The following is a 17,951-nucleotide window of genomic DNA, read 5'->3' on the forward strand; positions in this document are numbered from 1 at the left end:
CGTTAAATAGCCTTTAACAAGTTAACCATTTCAATCGCAGTAAGAGCAGCTTCACTGCCTTTATTACCTGCTTTTGTACCCGAGCGTTCAATCGCCTGTTCAATACTATCCGTAGTCAATACACCATTAATGATCGGTAAGCCAGTGTCCAGGCCAACCACGCCTAAACCTTTGGCACATTCGCCAGCCACAAAATCGAAGTGCGGCGTGCTACCACGAATCACTGCGCCCAGGGCAATAATGGCATCAAAACGATCAGCAGCAGCCAGTTTCTTAGCCACTACCGGAAGTTCCCAAGCGCCAGGTGCATGAACAACAGTGATATTATCCTCTGATACACCATGACGTTTCAATGTATCAATTGCGCCTTCTAATAGATGTTCGACAACAAAACTATTAAAACGACCCACTAAAATCGCGTAACGGCCTTCGCTCGCGAGATGTAACATACCTTCAATACGGCGAACTGCCATAGCAACCTCGATGATTTCTTAAGTTGTTTGATGTGCAGTGATGTATTCCACCACTTCTAAGTTAAAACCTGATAACGCATTAAAACGTAATGGAGAGCTGAGCAATTTCATTTTCTCAACCCCTAAATCACGTAAAATCTGGGCACCGACACCAATGGTTTGGTACTGCTGAGACAGTGCAGCATTGGATTTGGCTGGTTTGGGTGTATTTAAACTTTCCAGTGCAGGGCCAAGGTCCGGTAGATGATGTTGGCCAATCCAGACCAAAACGCCACGCTCGCTAGAAGCAATTTCTTTCAGCGCCTTGTCGAGATTCCAGGCCGGTTCACCATCTTGTTTGTTGATTTTCAGCAGGTCACGTACTGGGTTAAAGCCATGAACGCGAACGGTAGTGACCCCTTCTTTCGGTTCCCCTTTAACCAAGGCTAAATGAATGTCCGGGTTACCAATTTCACGGTAACGGAACAGTTCGAAAGTTCCGTATTCGGTATTTAAAGTTTGTTGATCCAGACGTTCAACCGTTTGTTCATTGGTCATGCGGTAATGGATTAAATCCGCAATAGTCCCGATTTTTAAACCGTGCTTTTCGGCAAAAATTTCAAGATCTGGACGGCGCGCCATGGTGCCGTCTTCTTTAATAATTTCACAAATCACTGATGCAGGTTCAAGTCCTGCAAGACGGGCCAAGTCACAGCCGGCTTCAGTATGCCCGGCACGGTGCAATACGCCACCTGGCTGTGCCATCAACGGGAAAATATGACCCGGTTGTACAATATCCGCAGGTTTGGCGTGTGCAGCCACAGCAGTCTGAATGGTATGAGCACGTTCAGCTGCTGAAATACCCGTTGTAATACCGTTGGCGGCTTCAATTGAGAGCGTAAAGTTAGTTCCGTGCTGGGCGCCGTTGGCATCCACCATGAGGGGAAGATTGAGCTGCTGACAACGGTCGCGGCTCAAGGTGAGACAAACCAGACCACGTGCATGTGTGATCATGAAGTTGATGTCTTCAGGCCGTACGTGAGTCGCAGCAATGACGAGATCACCTTCATTTTCACGGTCTTCATCATCCATCAGGATGACCATTTTTCCTGCACGGATATCTGCTACGAGCTCTTCAACGGTATTGAGCGGCATCAACCTTCACCTTCTTTTTGTCTCAAATGACATTTTGCTTGCATTGATTGTTGCATAGTCTACCGTTTTTTTACGATGTTTGCCTATGCTTATTGATTTCCATTCCTGGTTCATTGTTATACACAGAGCCTGAACGCTTGAAAAGAGGCCTTCATTTTAAAAAACCGTGATTATGCTGAATCTTTAAGCAGTTGAAATACATAAATAATGACAAGCTTATGCAAAATGCTGCTGATTTATAGAGTTTTGTATGCCTAATAGAATAAAAAAGCCCCCATCTTTCGATGAGGGCTTTTTGAATCTGGAGCGGGAAAGGAGACTCGAACTCCCGACCCCAACCTTGGCAAGAGTCACCGACATAAAATATACTAAATAACATAATTGGTATTTTAATAAACCCTATATATAACAGTTATATAGGGTTTTTATTTTGTGTGGTGTAATTTAAGGTAGGGTAGGGTACTTTGATTTTTGGTCACTAGTTTTAATATTTTAATCAACAATAATAACCAACATACACATACTTAATCTAAAGGTATTTTAATGACTGGTATAATTTAATGATGAGAGAGGAGCTCTGGGTCTACGGTTTCTGTTTTGCCTTTTGGCGTAAGACGTACAAATATAAGCTTTCTACTTTTTCACGTGCCCATGGTGTGGTACGCAAGAATCGTAATGATGATTTAACACTTGGGTTTATACAAAAACATCTAATTTCAATTTTACGACTTAAACCTTCAAAGCCACCGTAGTAATCCAACAGTTCATCCAAAATGTCAGCAAGTTTTTTGCCGTGTAAAGGGTCATTGGGGGTATGCATAATAGATCAATCGTTTTTGGGTGGCCGTTATTATAACCTGGGCTAATTGGAAAACTAGAGAGTTGGAATGTAGGTAATGATGGACTGAATAGCCACCAAAATTCTGGAGCACGCCCAGCAATCGGGTGAGGCATCATATATGACTTGGTAATCCCATTTGCTGTGTAGGAAAGTTTTTCTTAATGGGTCACCTTTTAATGGAGGTAGGTAAGAGGAAGCTCTAAACCTTTACGGATCGCTTCAGCACTGTATTCAAAGGCAACTAATGGTCGACCTGTGATTGCTGTTGAGGAGACCAGTGTACCCTAAAGCCAATATTCACCCCATCTATTGTAGTAAACATTAAGTTTTTTGAGCATGGATTTATTTCCTTTTGATACGTTGGCGAGCCGTATTGCTCTCATAGCGAAGAATGTCATCTACACTGTTTAAATGAGGTTTGAAGAGTTCCTCTAATTCTTTTAATCGGCCTAGTACCATGGCAACGCGTATTAAATTTTCAAATGAAACATTTCGACCAGCTTCCAGATTAGATACTGTATTCGCACTAATACCAGCACGTGTAGCGACGTCTGCTTGAGTCATTTCCAGGTAAAGTCGTTCTTTACGAAGCCTCTCACATAGTAAAGTAACAACTTCTTCAGGTTTTCTGAATTTTAAATCTATTATATTGGGTCTTATGTCCATATATGTCTATTAAACCACAAAATAATGGAGTTATAAAATAAACTAGTTGATCGGTAAGAAGGTGCTTTATTGGCCTGATTAGATCCTATTAGATTAAAGAAATCTAATTAGACATTTACAATCTAATGGAATCTAATACAATCTATGGTAATAAATAAATCATTGCCGAGTAATTAAAATGATGACTATCTCCAATGACCCTTGGCACTTTCCACGTACAGAACTGGCGAAACAAATTTTAGGCATGTTTGAGACTGGACTAGCTAGTTCTCTTACTTTTTTTGCCCCACGCCGGATGGGAAAAACTGAATTTTTACGAAAAGATATTACGCCTCTAGCTGAACAGCTTGGATGGCGCGTTTTTTATTTCAGTTTTTTAGATGCAGGCCTGCATAGTGAAGGGCAGTTTGTAAAAGCTCTTGATGAGTTTTCAAAACAAAATGGCTTAATGGGGAAAGCCACACATTGGATTAAAAATATTGGTTCTTTAAGTACAGAGGTGGCAGGGGTAAAAGCTGAAGTGACACTTCTACAAGGACAAGTGAATTCCAGTATTTTGTCTAGCATTACTAAACTGGCTCAGCAGGGGAAACCTATTTTACTGTTACTTGATGAGATTCAGGCTTTAGCTAGTTCAAAATATAAAACCACGATTGCCAGTTTACGTACCGCTTTAGATATGCATAAAGAAACAATAAAGGTGATTTTTACTGGTTCAAGTCGAGAAGGCCTGAGACAAATTTTTTCTGTAAGTAGTGCTCCATTTTTTCATTATGGACAGAATTTACCTTTTCCAAATCTAACAAAAGCATTTACAGATCATCTGGCAGATGTATTTAATCAAACAACAGGACGTAGTTTGAATAAAGAAATTTTATGGCATGCTTTTTTAGATATGAAGCAAAGTCCTCAACTAGCAAGATCATTAGTGGAGCGTTTAGCCTTAAACCCGATGCTGGCTATAGATTTTGCCAAGGAACAGCTTATAGCCGATACAATGGGGCATCGTGACTTTTCGGGATTATGGGGAGAGTTTAAGTTATTAGAACAGCTAATTTTAAAAGCCATAGCGGAATCGCAAGTTGAACTTTATAGTAGTCAATTTAGACAACATCTGGCTGATTCCATTGGTGTAGATAACATTGCGGTATCAAGTATTCAATCGGCCCTACGTTCTTTATCAAAAAAACAAATTATTTTTAAACCAGAAAATGGTACTTATGAAATCGAGGATGCTCTTTTTAAAGAATGGATTATGGATGAAGCATAATTTTGAAAACTCACTTGGATAAAAATAATACTTTACTACTATAATAAGTATATAATAGGCAAAACTGCCTGTACTTTACTATTTAAATAGAATTATGAATGATTTTTGATCTTTCCAAATATTTCTGAATAATCAATCGATCGATTGTGCCACTATTGAAGTAATAGGTGAAAAAGCTAAAGGTTGGAAAGCTAGCTGCGGAACATATTATTCAATGGATTACGCAATTGAACATAACCAAGATGAAATCTATCGGGATAGATGATGAAATTCTAGAAAATTGTGCATATCGCATTGAAGGTATTTGCGCACAATTAAAGGAGATTTGTTATGGATAAACGTTTTATTCCACTCTCTCAAATAGAGCAAATTAAAAAAAGACAATATGTCTTAGAACAGATTCAACTGAATCCCGATTGGCCGATACATGTCATTGCAAAATTCATTAGAACAGAGCTGCATCTGACATTACATGAAATGTCCAAGATCACTAAAATTTCGCTTCAAACTTTACAGAAACTAGAGCGATCAGATGCAAATCCAACTCTAGAAACAATGCTAAAATTTTTAACCCCATTTGGTTTAAAATTAACGGTCGTGAAGAAATGATCACTTCTATCAGGATATTTTCGACCTCAATGATCTGTTTAACTTCTCGGATTTGATTGTCTTTACTCACAATATTCCTATTGAGTGAGTCGAATCTGTGCTCGGGTTGAGCAGTTCGGCTACTGTTCTGAAATGACAGCTTTGTCCGTTATAATTGTATAAACATTTTTAGTGTCTGGTAATTATGTCCTCATTGATCAATTTTCTATCTCGCTTTAGTACTGCAACTCTTCAGCGCAGCCAGAGCTATGCTAAACACATTGATAGGAAAACGATTGAGTTCTTTGAGGAAAATGACGATGTCACGATGTATGCCCAAATTGAAGGGACAGATTATTACGATACTGCAATTACCTATAATCTTAAAAAAGACCGTTTAATTGATGACGACTGCACTTGTCCGGTTGGATATAACTGTAAACATGCTGCTGCTTTAGCCAAATTATTTTATCAAGAATATCGAGAAGGATATCTGAAGAGCTATGTTGACTCTCAGTCATCATCTCACACTCAAAAAGATCGGGTTGCAATTAATCAAGCACAACGCTGGTTAAGTGAGTTTAAGCAGTATTTACAACATACCCAGTTAGAGCAGCAAAAGACAACGAGTAATTATTTACTTTATTATTTAGATCAGCCTTTAGGTCTATTCGGGTTAAAACTTGAGGTTCGCAAAGGTAGACGTAATAAAAGTGGGACGATCACAGGTGTCAGTTCTTATACTGAATATGGCAATATTCTAAAAAAACGTCTGTCTTTGCCTGATGGGAAGCGACAATTATTTAATCAAATTTATTATTATGCCAAGCTCAATCAGAATGAGTTTTCTTATGGAAATAGTCTTGATATATCAGGCATTGTTTTAGAGCATTTTAAATCTTTCATTCAGAGTGGCGATGTCTATTGGAAACAAAAAAGTGATGCTCCACTTACATGGTCAGAACAAAGCTATCAGCTTGAATTTTCTTGGCAAAAGAGCATTGAAAAACAGACTGAGCACTTAGATTTTGAGTTGGTCAATGGAAATGTTCGACTCAATTTAAAATCGAATCCACATCTTCAAATTCTTGTAAGTCAGCCACTTTGTTATATCGATATTCACAAGAATACGGTAGGGCAACTCTATAGTGAATATACATCGGATTTACTGTACTACCTTTGGCGGATGCCAGAGATGCCTGCGACGGTTTTGACTGAGTTCGAGCAGCTTACCCATCAATCTACAACGATACATAACTTGCCGAAACCTGGGTTTCTTCAAGAGATTGAAGTCTTACAGGGTAATCCCCAGCCAATTTTACGCTTCGGTGTTTTAGATAAATTTGATTGGAAATGGGAGGAGTCTGTTTGTGCTGAAATTGAATTCTCCTATGCAGGCGGGCGAATAAAAGCAGGTACATCAGGTGACAGTTTTATTGGTGAGCAGCATGGCAAAATGGTGCGACAGCTTCGGGACTTAGTTCAGGAACAACAGGCAATCCAGCGTTTACAGCTATTGGTCGAATCACTGGAGTGGGTGAAAGATCTGAGCAATGAACAGCAATTAAAACTTGATAAACAACGTCTCGATTCTATGGTTTTTGCTTTCTATGGAGACTGGATCAGGCAACTCATGCCCATCAATCAAATTGAGTTGATGGGCTGGCAGATAGAGCATCTGGAAAACAGCCCCTTTAACCTGCAATATGTAGAAAATTTAAATATTTCCATCACTGAATCTGAAAGCCAGCAGGACTGGTTCAATATCGGGGCGACGGTTCAGGATAGTGCAGGCAATTGTTATAATTTGCTTGATGCGCTCGTAGCTTTGGTGCGAGAAAATCCTGATTTACTTGATCCGCGGACTTTTATTCATCTGCATGACAGTCAAATTTTCACCCTGAAAACTGCAGTGGATCAACCTGATTTGGCTCTATCCGCCAGGGACATTAAGCCGGTATTGTTGCATCTGCAGAGCATTTTACAGCAAGAAGAGCGCAGTATCGATCGCTATGATGCGAGTCAACTATTAGAATTACAGCATAATCTTGGGATGACATGGCAGGTCAGTGACCAGCTGCAGCAATTTGTACAGAAATTCAAACAAGGCTATCAGCAACAACTGCCGACACCACAAGGTTTTCAGGGGGAATTGCGTCCATACCAGCAGCAGGGCTTAGGCTGGTTACAGTTTTTAAGGGAAACCCAGCATGGCGGGATTCTGGCGGATGATATGGGATTGGGCAAAACAGCACAAACTTTAGCGCATTTACTCATGGAAAAGCAGGCTGGACATTTGCAGGACAGACCTGCACTAATTGTTGCGCCAACATCGCTGATGTATAACTGGTTCAAAGAAGCGCAGAAATTTACCCCTGAGCTCAAGGTACTGCTGCTACAGGGCCCCGACCGCCATCAGTATTTTGAGCAGATTCCGCACTATGACATTGTGTTAACCACCTATCCGCTCTTGGCGAGAGATGAAGAACAACTGAAACAATATGAATATCATCAACTCATTTTGGATGAAGCACAGAATATCAAAAATCCGCGTGCCAAAGCTGCACAGGTGGTACGACAATTAAAAGCACGACATCGTCTATGTCTAACCGGTACACCTATGGAAAATCATTTGGGTGAGCTGTGGGCACTATTTTATTTTCTGATGCCAGGATTTTTATATTCACAAGAAATCTTTAATAAAAAATACCGCTATCCGATTGAAAAACGCGGTGATCAGCAGTTAAGGCAAAAGTTGGTAAACCGCATTAAACCCTTTATTTTACGTCGCTTGAAAACTGACGTCGCCAAAGAATTGCCAGAAAAAACCACGATTGAAGTCAATATTGACATGAATGAACAGCAATCCAAGTTATATGAGGCTGTTCGCGCCACGATGCAGGCAAGCATTCAGAAAATTGTGGCAGAAAAAGGCTTTAAACGTAGTCAAATTCAAATTTTAGATGCCTTACTGAAGCTACGTCAGGTGTGCTGCCATCCTAGCTTACTGAAACTGGATTCAGTGAAAACCGGGCAGGCACACTCTGCCAAACTTGAACAGTTGATCGATATGGTCGTTCCAATGGTGGAAGAGGGGCGAAAAATTCTTATCTTCTCTCAGTTTACCTCAATGTTGGAACTGATTGAGCAGCAACTTCATCACGCAGAAATTGGCTATGTGAAACTGACTGGGCAGACCAAAAAGCGAGATGAAGTTATTACTGCATTTCAGTCTGGACAAGTGCCTGTATTTTTAATCAGTCTGAAAGCAGGAGGGGTCGGTCTGAATTTAACAGCCGCAGATACAGTCATTCACTATGATCCATGGTGGAACCCTGCTGCTGAGGATCAAGCTTCAGATCGTGCATGGCGGATTGGACAGGACAAACCGGTATTTGTGTATAAGCTGATTACCAACCAAAGCATAGAAGAGAAAATTATTGCCTTGCAGCAAAATAAAGCCGAACTGGCACAGTCAATTTTAAGCACCGATCATGAGGGAGAAGCGAAACTGACGGAAAATGATGTGATGAACTTGTTTGAGAAATTTTAGTTTGGTTACTGGTTGCCCTAATCACCTGTAAGTATCTGAAAGTCTGGATGCAATTTTTTCCAATGTTCTCTTAATTTTTCTTTATGAGCGGAAATCATAGGTAAGTCTAGTAATAGCGCTGGCCATAATGATCGAGCATTATCCATAATATCGTGAAGTTGCTTCTCGATGATACGCCATGGAACGCCGACTTTTTCTGCCCATTGCTTAAAATGCTTCATCTCAGCTAAATACCAATCTTTATTTTTGGCAAGATTTAATGCGAAATGATGCTCATTTTCAATATATACACTGGTCATTAATATATCGTATGCGGGTGATAATCTTGGTGCACTTTTATCGTAATAAATCATACTCCAGTTCTTTAAGTGTGCATCTCCATTGGCGAGTAAAATATTTATGAGTAAACGGCTGGCAAATTGCTGAATATCAATAATTTTGTTATCTGATAATTGATAAATGATCTTTCCTATCTGCTCATAATTTGTGGTGCTGTATTTCTGATGTGGATATGCGCCGAAGATCTGAGCAAAATCTTCGATGTGAATAAGCTCTGTAGTATCAGCAGTACTCTGTCTATCAAATCTTTTGATTGCGAAAGCATATTGCTCTTGGGGTAAATTTAATGGTGGAAGGTCTTGTAAAAGGGCCATATCCACCAAGCGAATCTCAGGGACATCTATTCCGACCGTTTTGGCAAGGGTCATCATAGAATATTCATTTAGCGGAACAAAAGCATGTCTGGAAGAAGGAGTTTTGATAATCCAGTCCCCGAGTAGAGTCGTTTCCGTTGCCTGTGCTAGTGTAAAACGCCCATCTTTGGCTTTCATGGAAAACTTCATTTGGACGCCGGCCAAGGAAAACTTATTATCTGTTCGAATCTCTTGCTTTAAAATTTGATCTGGATTCGAGATCTGCAGTTTGAATTTTATTTCATCTGGAATTTCTTCTGGATCTAATGGAGTCGCAATGAGTGCTCCAGGTAAATCATGACCTAAAGCTGCCAATAACTGAAATTCATTGTCTATATGTACTTTGAGGCTTTGTGCAATCAGTTCACGTAATGCACCTTCTGGTAGCAAGTTTGATAGCAAGGGGTGTAAGCGCTGATGTGTAACATAGGTCTTTTCTAAAATTTTATCCGCTTGAGGATACAAGGGGGAAGTCAGCAGGCTCAAGGTCGGACGTTGCTGATCAAAGCGGAAAGAATCTGTAAAAACCAGAATATTTTTTCCGCTCTGAAATCCTGCCAAGTATCCAACGATACCGTGATGTAATGTTAATTTCAGGACGGCAACAGTATTCATGGTTCCTCTCCTCCGAGAAGACCCTTCCATGGGTTAGTCATTAAGTCATCCTGATCTTCAATAGTGACTTTAATTTCATCATTCAATAATTGTCTGATCAAATGAACCTTATCATCAGGGATGAGCATCAGTTGAGCATTTAATCCTGCCGCTATAATTTCTAAGGTCTCTAATCGAGGGTTGCCCTGACTTTCCAGTTTTTGGTACTGCTGTCTTGAAATGCCTGTACGGGATTGCATATCAACTTGCTTTAAGCCCAATTGGGTTCGTCTTTTTTTGATTTGCTGAAGTAAAGACTTATTCATTGTAGATACATTTATTGCTTTTAGGTCCTATAAGAAACATATTAGTTTCTTTTTTTTTGAAAAGCAATTTATGAATTTATCATTTCGATCTGTAAAATAGCCCTACTTGTATGAGAAATGGGTGTTCAAGTTGTTGTTGATTTTGCATTGTTGGATGTAAATACCAAATGATAAGAGCCTGTAAATAATTTCATTCATCATATTCTGAAAATATTTCTTCAATTTCATCCCACTGTGGCAATTTAAACTTTTTTTTATTCACTTCGAATTGTAAACCCACGCCATCAAGCACACGTTCAAATATGTCAAATGAACCTGTAAAACGGCCATTCTCTATCTCTGAAATTGTTGTTTTATTGACTTTAGTCTTTTCTGAAAGACTTTTCTGTGTATAGCCTAATCCTTTTCTTGCCAAACGTATTTCTTTACCTATTTCGCCTCTTGTAGCCATATCAATTTTTCGCTCCCGAAACTTGTTAGCCATATAGCAAACTTTTAACTAATTATGGTGAATGTTTGCTATATAGCAAACTTCTATAATGATTGTTGAATAGTTATTGAATTTATAAGGGGGATTTACCTCGCATCAGGTTAATAAAATCCAATATATAGCAGCAGTTCGCAATTAATTGACGGAATTAGGCCAGACATATACATCTTGAGAAGAAGGGGGATTCTTATACCTCGCATTTGAATTATTGGAGAGGACTATCACTTTCAAATTTTTCTATAATACTTTGCTTATCTTAAAGTTTAGCCCGAAGACCTTCCACCAATTGTAAAACAGAGGCCAATCCTTGAGGGTTCTGAATCTGTTCTATTGGAATACCACTCATCAATTTATTGGGTGATTTCATAAAATGCTGCATCCAGGCTGTATCCCCACCTGTAAGAGCATCTAGTGATGTGGTAATACGGATTAAAGTGAGGGCGATTTCTCCCTGTTTTGAAGTGGGATCTAATTCAAGAGAGGTTAATTTTTTCACTGAATCTATATTCAGTATTAAGGCTAGTTGATCTTGTGTAAGACCAAGGCGCTCAGCAGCAGCTAAAACTGCCTTAGCTAATATCATTTTCTGTTTTGCAGTTTTTTCTGATGTTGTACGCATGACTGATCCCTGTTTCAGACGCTGCTAATTCATAGAGTTTATACTATTTAATTATCGTTGATCAGACATCCAATTTTTACTAAAGATATATTAAATTTGACTTTAGATAAGGAAACAACGGTTAAATTATTTAACAGCATGTAGTGATTTCTAGTCCTGCAACTTGGAGTTCAAGAGATCGAGGTCTACCGATACAGGCTAAATGTAAACAGAATTTAAACGCTGCCAGTGCTTTGGCATCTTTTGTTGAGTAAAGCTGGAGACGAACATAATCTTCTTGAGTCGTAGGATGCTCTGTTGTGCTCGATTTAGTCAGCTTCAGTAATAAAGGTTGTTTCTTTTTATCTAACAATTGTACCAAGTCTTGTCCAAGCAAATGCCAAAATTGATGGGGAAACAGGTCTTTTACCTTGGAATAAAATGATTCCAATTGATCGATTTTATTCCATCGATAATGAATGCCGGTATGAGAAACTGTAACACGACTTAAAAATGTCTCAAGCACCGCTTTTATTTGATCTGGCTTTTTTTCAAATATATTTTGAATATTTTCAAAAAAATAGTTCCTTGCTGTGCGCTCTTCAACGGTATCTATCATGGCGGGTTTCAAAGGTTTATCCAGATGATTTGTGTTGTTGAGATCAAATAATCTTGGGTTATTTTTTTGAGACTTGAGCTGGCCTAGTTGTTTTGCATTTTCATACCAGTAGTTAACCAGTTCTACAGGTAAACACATTTCCTTTGAGACTAGATCTGGATCATGATGAATTTCCAGTAAATTTAAGCATTTAAAAAACCATGCAAATGAAATTTTGGATTCCTTTGTTCCTGCAAAATATTTAAAAAAATCATGAGGCTGAGCGTTAAATGAAACCTCATCTAGAATATCTTCTACGTTACTTTTTAACCAGTCAGTTTGATCGTTGAGTAACTGCTGACTTAAATGGACAGCATGTTTTTCGAAATTGAATGGAGCAGAATCTTTTACTGTGTTTAAAAATTTGAAAGAAGGCAGGTAGCCCATCATTTTCTTTGCTAATTGAGTATCTATGTCTGGGTGATATTGCAGTATTTTATGTCCAGCGATCAGGTAGCTCAGATGAATATAGCTTTTAAAGGTTTCCGTAGGGTCAATGTGACCCAGTAAATGGGCAATCATAAACCAATGATTTTGACCATGCGTATTACGGAGTAACTCTGTCCGAATGGACTGATATTCTTCTGCAGTATAATCCGTAAGATTCTTGACCAGTGGAGCATAATCGCAGTTGAGCAGAATGGATAAGTGATTGGCAGCCGTGTGTCGAAATGAGTGAAAAGAATAGTCATGAGTTTTAAAAAGCTCGTTCATAATCATTCTGAAAGGTGTTGTCACCGTATGTTTGTTCAGCTTGCTATTTTCATTCCAGTTGCTGAATAGGTATAAGTTTTCCTGATTGAGTAATCGTTGCTCGACTACATGATTATGAAATATTTGATATTCATCGGTTTTTAATAAGCAATATACAGGGACTTTGCGTTCAGCACTATCTGTTTTAAGTTGATGTAAGTTTCCTTTCTTTTTTGAGCCGTAGGGCTGAATCCAAACGGATAAACAGCTCAAGCCCTCGATATCCCGCACACGTAAGCCGAGAATTTCATTAATACGCATACCGGTACGGTAAGCTAAAATATAGATGATTTTTAATGTCTTATACGTATTTTCTTGACTATTAGCCCCTGAAAATAAGGTATCTAACTTGTTCATGAAAGCTTGATAAGTCATGGGACCAATGATACGTGCTCTCGGTCTGTTTTGTATGGCAATTGACTCTAATTCGAGAGACTCAGCGTCAAAAACTGTTTGTTGAAAGCTATGGAAGCGTTTCAACATTCTGACGGTCTGACCACTGGATTTTTTAAAGTTAAGCTCGCCTGCCTCATCTGCAAGTCGGGTATTCGTAATGATTTGCTGATAGATATTAGCCAGTATCGTATTCAGATCATCTTCGCTATCTAGATATTGTAAAGAATGGGTTAGCCAAGGCTCGGCAATACGCGAATAATAAGTGTAAATCGAACCGTCTTTTAAACGCTTATTCTGCTGAAACGATTTTTGAAATTGGTTTACGCAAAAATTAAAACGTTCAGCCAGTGGCTGAATCTGTTCTAATTCTGGTTTATAAAGGCTGATGAGCCATAAGGCGACACGTTTACTATACTCATTAAATTTATTAGTATTTTCAATGCAATATTTAATGATTAATGCATCGATACTTTGATCAGTTTGTGATGTACGAATCAGTTGTAAAAGGTCTTTGTGAATCTTTATAACATCATCCAAGGCTTGCTGAATGTCATCATTAGAGTAGGATTCCCTCACAGTAGATGGTGATTTTTCTACATTTGAATCAGTAAGAGTGTCCTGCTGATATTTAAATTTTGGATGAAGAAATCTTTCAAATTCTATTTCTGATAAGCCACAGGTTGCAGTATTCTCAATGAGGCATTGTGAAAGTGCAGGATCAATGTCAACTTTCGGGAGTTGCATCCAGTTAAAGTTGGCGTAGTCGCGTAACAATTTATAAGTTTTGAGATTAAATGGTAACTTAATCTTATTAAAAATAAGCTGTAGATAGTCTTCTACATTCTGGTTTACTGTACGAATATTTCTGCTATTAAAATGAATTAACCATAAGCGTGTAATTTGATCCGGAATAAAATTACGCGATTTACGGATGGTTTTTTCATCAATAAAGAGATCTCCATAAGAGGGGGAGAGCGGTTCTAAAAATATAATGTTCAGATCTTCGATCTTTCTGATTTTTGCCGGATCTTTTAAGTGTTCAAGCAAAGCTTCTAAAGAGGATTTTTGATTTAAGCCTGAGTAAAGCAGGGCAGAAATAACAATATTTCCAATGATTTCATCATCAGAAAATGTCTTGCTATCTTTCGCTAGAATCCAGTAGTCCCAAAGCTTATCAAGAACTTCATCAACCTGATGTCCCTTCTCGATCCAGTCCATTGTAAAAACCGGCTGATCACGCTGCATCTCAAATGTCAGATTTGGTAGGGGCAAAGTCTCACGACGATTTAAATTGATTTGCTTGATATATGACCGAAAAAATTCATGCGCATATTTTTTCCAGGCCAAGCTTGGAGCTTTGCGTTTAATAAACTCATAAATTGCTGGATAGAAGGATTCAAGATGCCCTTTTTGTTCCAAATCTTGTTCTTGGAAGTATTGAATTAGCTCCTGTTCTACATCTGCTCGAAGCTGTTTTTCCTGATCGAGTCGGTCTTGTTTTCTACGTGCTTCGGCATATAGTGTTCGAGTTTGCTTAGTACGTTTATTGAGTGAGGACATCTAGTTCAATACCGGTAATATTAAAATGATCTTTCATTTGTTCAAGAATATGAGCAATGCTTGAATATTGTGAAATAGATAAGCTGGAATAAGGATGAGCAGCTTCTTGCTGCATCGGTTCATGACCGAATAAAGCTAAAATTTCAATTTCGTTAATTTTATTGCTGAGAAACGCACGGGCAGTATGCCGGTGCCAGTTTTCATGCTCCAAACCTAACTCAGGATGAAAGTTTTTTACAATTGATGGCCTTAATGGGTGCCATTGACCATCCTGAAAGATATTCAAAAGTGGAAGCTTGCTCTCTAAAATATGTTGAATATATTGTGGAATTTCTGGCTGACTAGGAGCAATTTGAGTTTTAAAATAATGTAAAAATTCTATGAATTTCTGGAGTTCTTGTGCGACAAAATGACCCAGTGGAATTAAACGTCCATAGCCTTGACGCCCACCCACCTCTTTATCAGAAACCATGCATATTTTTCTTTTCAGGTTAAAGCTTTTTAAAAAACCTGGAAATTCAGCGACGGGTCGTGCAGCAGTAAAGAGCAACAAGAAATGCCACATCCACAGATTGTAATGATTGAAAATTGCTATCCAGTCGTCTTCTTTTTGTGAAATTATTCTGAATTTGAGTGTGGCAAAGATATTTTGAATCACATTTGAAGTAGGTGCTTTGCGGCTACCAAAGTTTTTTTCTGCAGCATATTCGATATTCTGGTAGTCATCGGATAACGACTCACACAGCTCTTTTAAAATTGAGACATATTCAGTCTGTAAAGTCAGGATATTTTGATGACAATAAGAAGTAGAAGAAGACTTATTTGCATCAATACCGGTGAGAAGGTCAGCAAGCTGTTTATTTCCAGTGCGTTGCAAAATAGTCTGATGTAAAAGAGAGCTAATTCTTATTAATGATAATTTTGGAATATAAAGTTTGGCTCTCAGCTGTTTCAAATGTTGCTGAATGTCCTCTTCCGTAACGGTGTTACCATCTCGTAGCGAAGCAATAAATGAATTCGGGATCGGGATGTCCAGATGAACTGTTTGGTTGAGCAAGCCATCTGGATAAGCAAAATCCTTATTTTCAAAAATTGAAAATTTACTTCTCAGAAAATATTGCCCATTGCTTTGCTTGATCTGTTGGCGAGAATTCAATTTTTTAGCACGTTTACTTTGTAGATGTAGCCACTCCTGGATTTTATTTCCGGTCAGAAATGACAGCATCAGGATCAAGGATGCCTTCTTTTTTTTGGTTTCTTTATCCTTGTCTTTAGAGTCTTCTTCAATTTCAACAATGTAATTTTTATATAGTTCAGTAAGTAGAGCACTTATACTTGTGATATTAGGAAAGAGGCTGCTGTATGGCAGCAAATGTTCTTTTCGTTGAATATGTTTGGCAACCAGAGGCAGCACATAGCTCTGGCTGGATTCTGAATATTCAGCCAGAGGGGTAACGATGGTTGGGTCTACAAGTATTTGACGTGTATCTTGGTCATCTAGTTGTTTTTCTATATTGAGAGCTTTAGATTTTTGCCCTTTTTTAATTTCTGAACTTTCTACAATCAGCTGATCTTCGTCTAAAAATTCATGTTGCAGTTGAGTCTCGATGCTCTCTTTGGCAATTTTTGCTTTATTTTCCAAAACATAATTAAAGGTGATGCGGATCACTTTGAGCAGGTTTTGCATAAAATCATTAGATGACTCTTTATCACGTTCTTCATCAATAACCTCATTCAAATACCGAATAAATTCAACTAAGGAAAGGGATGGATCTTTAAGATACTTTTTCCAAAGAAGCATATATTCAGGAGTATTTTGATATTCTTTTTCGGAACTCAGAACCCGATTGGCGGTACGGAAGCGCTGGAATAAACGTTTTACAGTGTTGAAATGTTCTGTGTGATCATCTTTAAAAAGTTCAGGTTGAATGTCTGGAAGCGCAATTAGGTAAACTGCTGCTTTTAAGACCAGGATATTCCAGATTAACGCATTTTCTTCTGACTTTGCTAATTGTGCAATTGAGTTCACATACCAAGTGACTGGTGTTGCGCGAACAGTATGTTTTCGAGAGGAGACCAAGGCAGCGGGTCTAGCAACAACAGAACTGGTTTCTAGATCAAAATCTAATAGATCGAGATTCAGCCCTTCCAGACATTGATCAGTTGGATATGAAATCAGTAAATCAGCAACATATTGAATATGTTTGGTACGTTGGAGCTGCTCGTCACCAAAGAGTTTTTCCAGTGTCTGTTTTAATGATACCCGCGTAATATCAGCAGCATTTTGATGGCTTGGGTTAGATTCTGACATTATGCTTTCCATAGCTGATCTGGCGTGAGAACGAAGTCGGGATTGTTTAGAAGCTGCTGCACAATTCCACTGGTTTGCTGCAGTTGATCAAGCACATTCTGTCTTTTCCGGTTTATAACTTTATTGCGGTAATTCAGTTGATTTTGTGTGCATGACAGCAGTTCTGCAAGCAGATCCAAGCTCATAGTACGGTGAGGTTTGAAAGAATTTTCTTTGTTTAAAGCCAGGATAACTTCAGATGAAATATGGGCATTAATCAGCGATTGCATTTTTTTAGGGTTAAGTCGGTCCAGTTCATGATAAAAGGACAGAAATTTTATGAATTCTGAACTTGCCACTTTTTTTAATAGCTCAATTTTGTCCTCATCTTGAGGAAAAGAATGAACAAGTACGTTAATATTTTTTGGTATATGCTGAGACCAATATAGAAACCACTGAAAATTATTTGTAATGGTAAAACCAGAGAAATTAGGATCTTTCCATACGTGAAGTTCGAGACTTGGATTTAATGTAGACAAATCAGTTTTTAAGGATTTAAAAGCCTCTTGATAGCAAAGATAAATTCCAGAAAAATAAGGATGTACACTGATTTGGATTTTATTAAAATTTTTACACAACAATTTTTTAGGTGTGCCAAATTTTTCATTGAAATCAAAAGCCGTTTCCATAGTCCCCATAAGTGTAAAAAACAATCAATTGAATATTCTTATAATTTTTTGAAATATTAAACAAGATTGATATACCCCATATCTTGTGTATATTTACAATTAATATACAATATATTGTTATTTTTATATAATTTTAAGAACTAAATAACAACCTATAACATGCTGTATATTTGAAGATATAGAGGTTCTTACTTGGGAAATTAAACAATTGAAACAGGTAGAAGTTGTTACAGATATTCTATGCAATCAATCTCCCACTTGAGTTTTCAGCCTTATTCGCACATTGGAGGTATAGTTTCAAGCCTGATGAAAACGGAGCTTGGAAATTTTTATTAGCTAAAGAACTGAAAGAAGTTGAATATTAAATTAATACAGCCTCA

14 protein-coding genes and 1 pseudogene are annotated in these 17,951 nt (G+C 38.2%); 3 read left to right on the forward strand and 12 right to left on the reverse strand.

All coding sequences use genetic code 11. From position 1 onward, the window contains the following. Positions 1–2: 2 nt before the first annotated feature. The 5 genes and pseudogenes from ribE to GTU69_RS08600 form a co-directional block, all read right to left on the reverse strand. Positions 3–473, reverse strand: a complete 471-nt coding sequence (ribE, locus tag GTU69_RS08580; protein WP_086196720.1) for a 6,7-dimethyl-8-ribityllumazine synthase — start codon at positions 471–473, stop codon at positions 3–5. An 18-nt stretch (positions 474–491) separates the two neighbouring features. After that, positions 492–1,607, reverse strand: a complete 1,116-nt coding sequence (gene ribBA, locus GTU69_RS08585; RefSeq protein ID WP_166169799.1) for a bifunctional 3,4-dihydroxy-2-butanone-4-phosphate synthase/GTP cyclohydrolase II — start codon at positions 1,605–1,607, stop codon at positions 492–494. 583 nt (positions 1,608–2,190) lie between these two features. Further along, positions 2,191–2,427 (reverse strand): VF530 family protein, encoded by a 237-nt coding sequence (locus tag GTU69_RS08590; RefSeq protein ID WP_125502527.1) that lies wholly within the window; start codon positions 2,425–2,427, stop codon positions 2,191–2,193. A 145-nt stretch (positions 2,428–2,572) separates the two neighbouring features. Continuing rightward, a pseudogene (locus tag GTU69_RS17150) lies at positions 2,573–2,726 on the reverse strand (type II toxin-antitoxin system HipA family toxin); the annotation flags it as partial. 64 nt (positions 2,727–2,790) lie between these two features. Next, positions 2,791–3,093: a helix-turn-helix transcriptional regulator gene (locus GTU69_RS08600; RefSeq protein WP_125502623.1), complete on the reverse strand. Its 303-nt coding sequence runs from the start codon at positions 3,091–3,093 to the stop codon at positions 2,791–2,793. A 199-nt stretch (positions 3,094–3,292) separates the two neighbouring features. On the opposite strand from GTU69_RS08600, the gene GTU69_RS08605 reads away from it, so the two are divergent. The 3 genes from GTU69_RS08605 to GTU69_RS08615 all read left to right on the forward strand — a co-directional run bounded on the left by GTU69_RS08605 (position 3,293) and on the right by GTU69_RS08615 (position 8,525). Further along, a complete protein-coding gene (locus GTU69_RS08605; protein ID WP_005001570.1) occupies positions 3,293–4,384 on the forward strand; it encodes an ATP-binding protein in 1,092 nt (363 codons plus the stop codon). 330 nt (positions 4,385–4,714) lie between these two features. Continuing rightward, positions 4,715–4,993 carry a helix-turn-helix transcriptional regulator gene (locus GTU69_RS08610; RefSeq protein ID WP_005001571.1) on the forward strand — a complete coding sequence of 93 codons (279 nt, stop codon included), beginning with the start codon at positions 4,715–4,717 and terminating at the stop codon, positions 4,991–4,993. A 184-nt stretch (positions 4,994–5,177) separates the two neighbouring features. Next, positions 5,178–8,525 carry a DEAD/DEAH box helicase gene (locus tag GTU69_RS08615; RefSeq protein WP_005001572.1) on the forward strand — a complete coding sequence of 1,116 codons (3,348 nt, stop codon included), beginning with the start codon at positions 5,178–5,180 and terminating at the stop codon, positions 8,523–8,525. 17 nt (positions 8,526–8,542) lie between these two features. Here GTU69_RS08615 and GTU69_RS08620 read toward each other — a convergent pair whose 3' ends face one another. From GTU69_RS08620 to GTU69_RS08650, 7 genes are all read right to left on the reverse strand, one after another. Continuing rightward, complete coding sequence (locus GTU69_RS08620) at positions 8,543–9,832, reverse strand: HipA domain-containing protein (protein WP_004907127.1); 1,290 nt, start codon at positions 9,830–9,832, stop codon at positions 8,543–8,545. After that, positions 9,829–10,137, reverse strand: a complete 309-nt coding sequence (locus tag GTU69_RS08625; RefSeq protein ID WP_004282130.1) for a helix-turn-helix transcriptional regulator — start codon at positions 10,135–10,137, stop codon at positions 9,829–9,831. Before GTU69_RS08625 ends, GTU69_RS08620 begins: the two co-directional genes overlap by 4 nt. A 190-nt stretch (positions 10,138–10,327) precedes the next feature. After that, positions 10,328–10,588, reverse strand: coding sequence for a helix-turn-helix domain-containing protein (locus GTU69_RS08630; RefSeq protein ID WP_004907126.1), 261 nt, complete (start codon positions 10,586–10,588; stop codon positions 10,328–10,330). Between the two features lie 295 nt (positions 10,589–10,883). After that, positions 10,884–11,246, reverse strand: a complete 363-nt coding sequence (locus tag GTU69_RS08635; protein WP_004907123.1) for an MbcA/ParS/Xre antitoxin family protein — start codon at positions 11,244–11,246, stop codon at positions 10,884–10,886. 130 nt (positions 11,247–11,376) lie between these two features. Further along, positions 11,377–14,592 (reverse strand): tyrosine-type recombinase/integrase, encoded by a 3,216-nt coding sequence (locus GTU69_RS08640; RefSeq protein WP_004907120.1) that lies wholly within the window; start codon positions 14,590–14,592, stop codon positions 11,377–11,379. Beyond that, positions 14,576–16,903 (reverse strand): hypothetical protein, encoded by a 2,328-nt coding sequence (locus GTU69_RS08645; protein WP_004907117.1) that lies wholly within the window; start codon positions 16,901–16,903, stop codon positions 14,576–14,578. The genes GTU69_RS08640 and GTU69_RS08645 overlap by 17 nt, the downstream gene beginning before the upstream one ends. Beyond that, the gene (locus GTU69_RS08650; protein WP_010588950.1) at positions 16,903–17,571 is read right to left on the reverse strand and encodes a hypothetical protein; all 669 of its coding nucleotides are present in this window, start codon (positions 17,569–17,571) and stop codon (positions 16,903–16,905) included. The genes GTU69_RS08645 and GTU69_RS08650 overlap by 1 nt, the downstream gene beginning before the upstream one ends. Between the last annotated feature and the right edge of the window lie 380 nt (positions 17,572–17,951).

The organism is Acinetobacter sp. SA01 (assembly GCF_011319235.1).
GTDB lineage: Bacteria > Pseudomonadota > Gammaproteobacteria > Pseudomonadales > Moraxellaceae > Acinetobacter.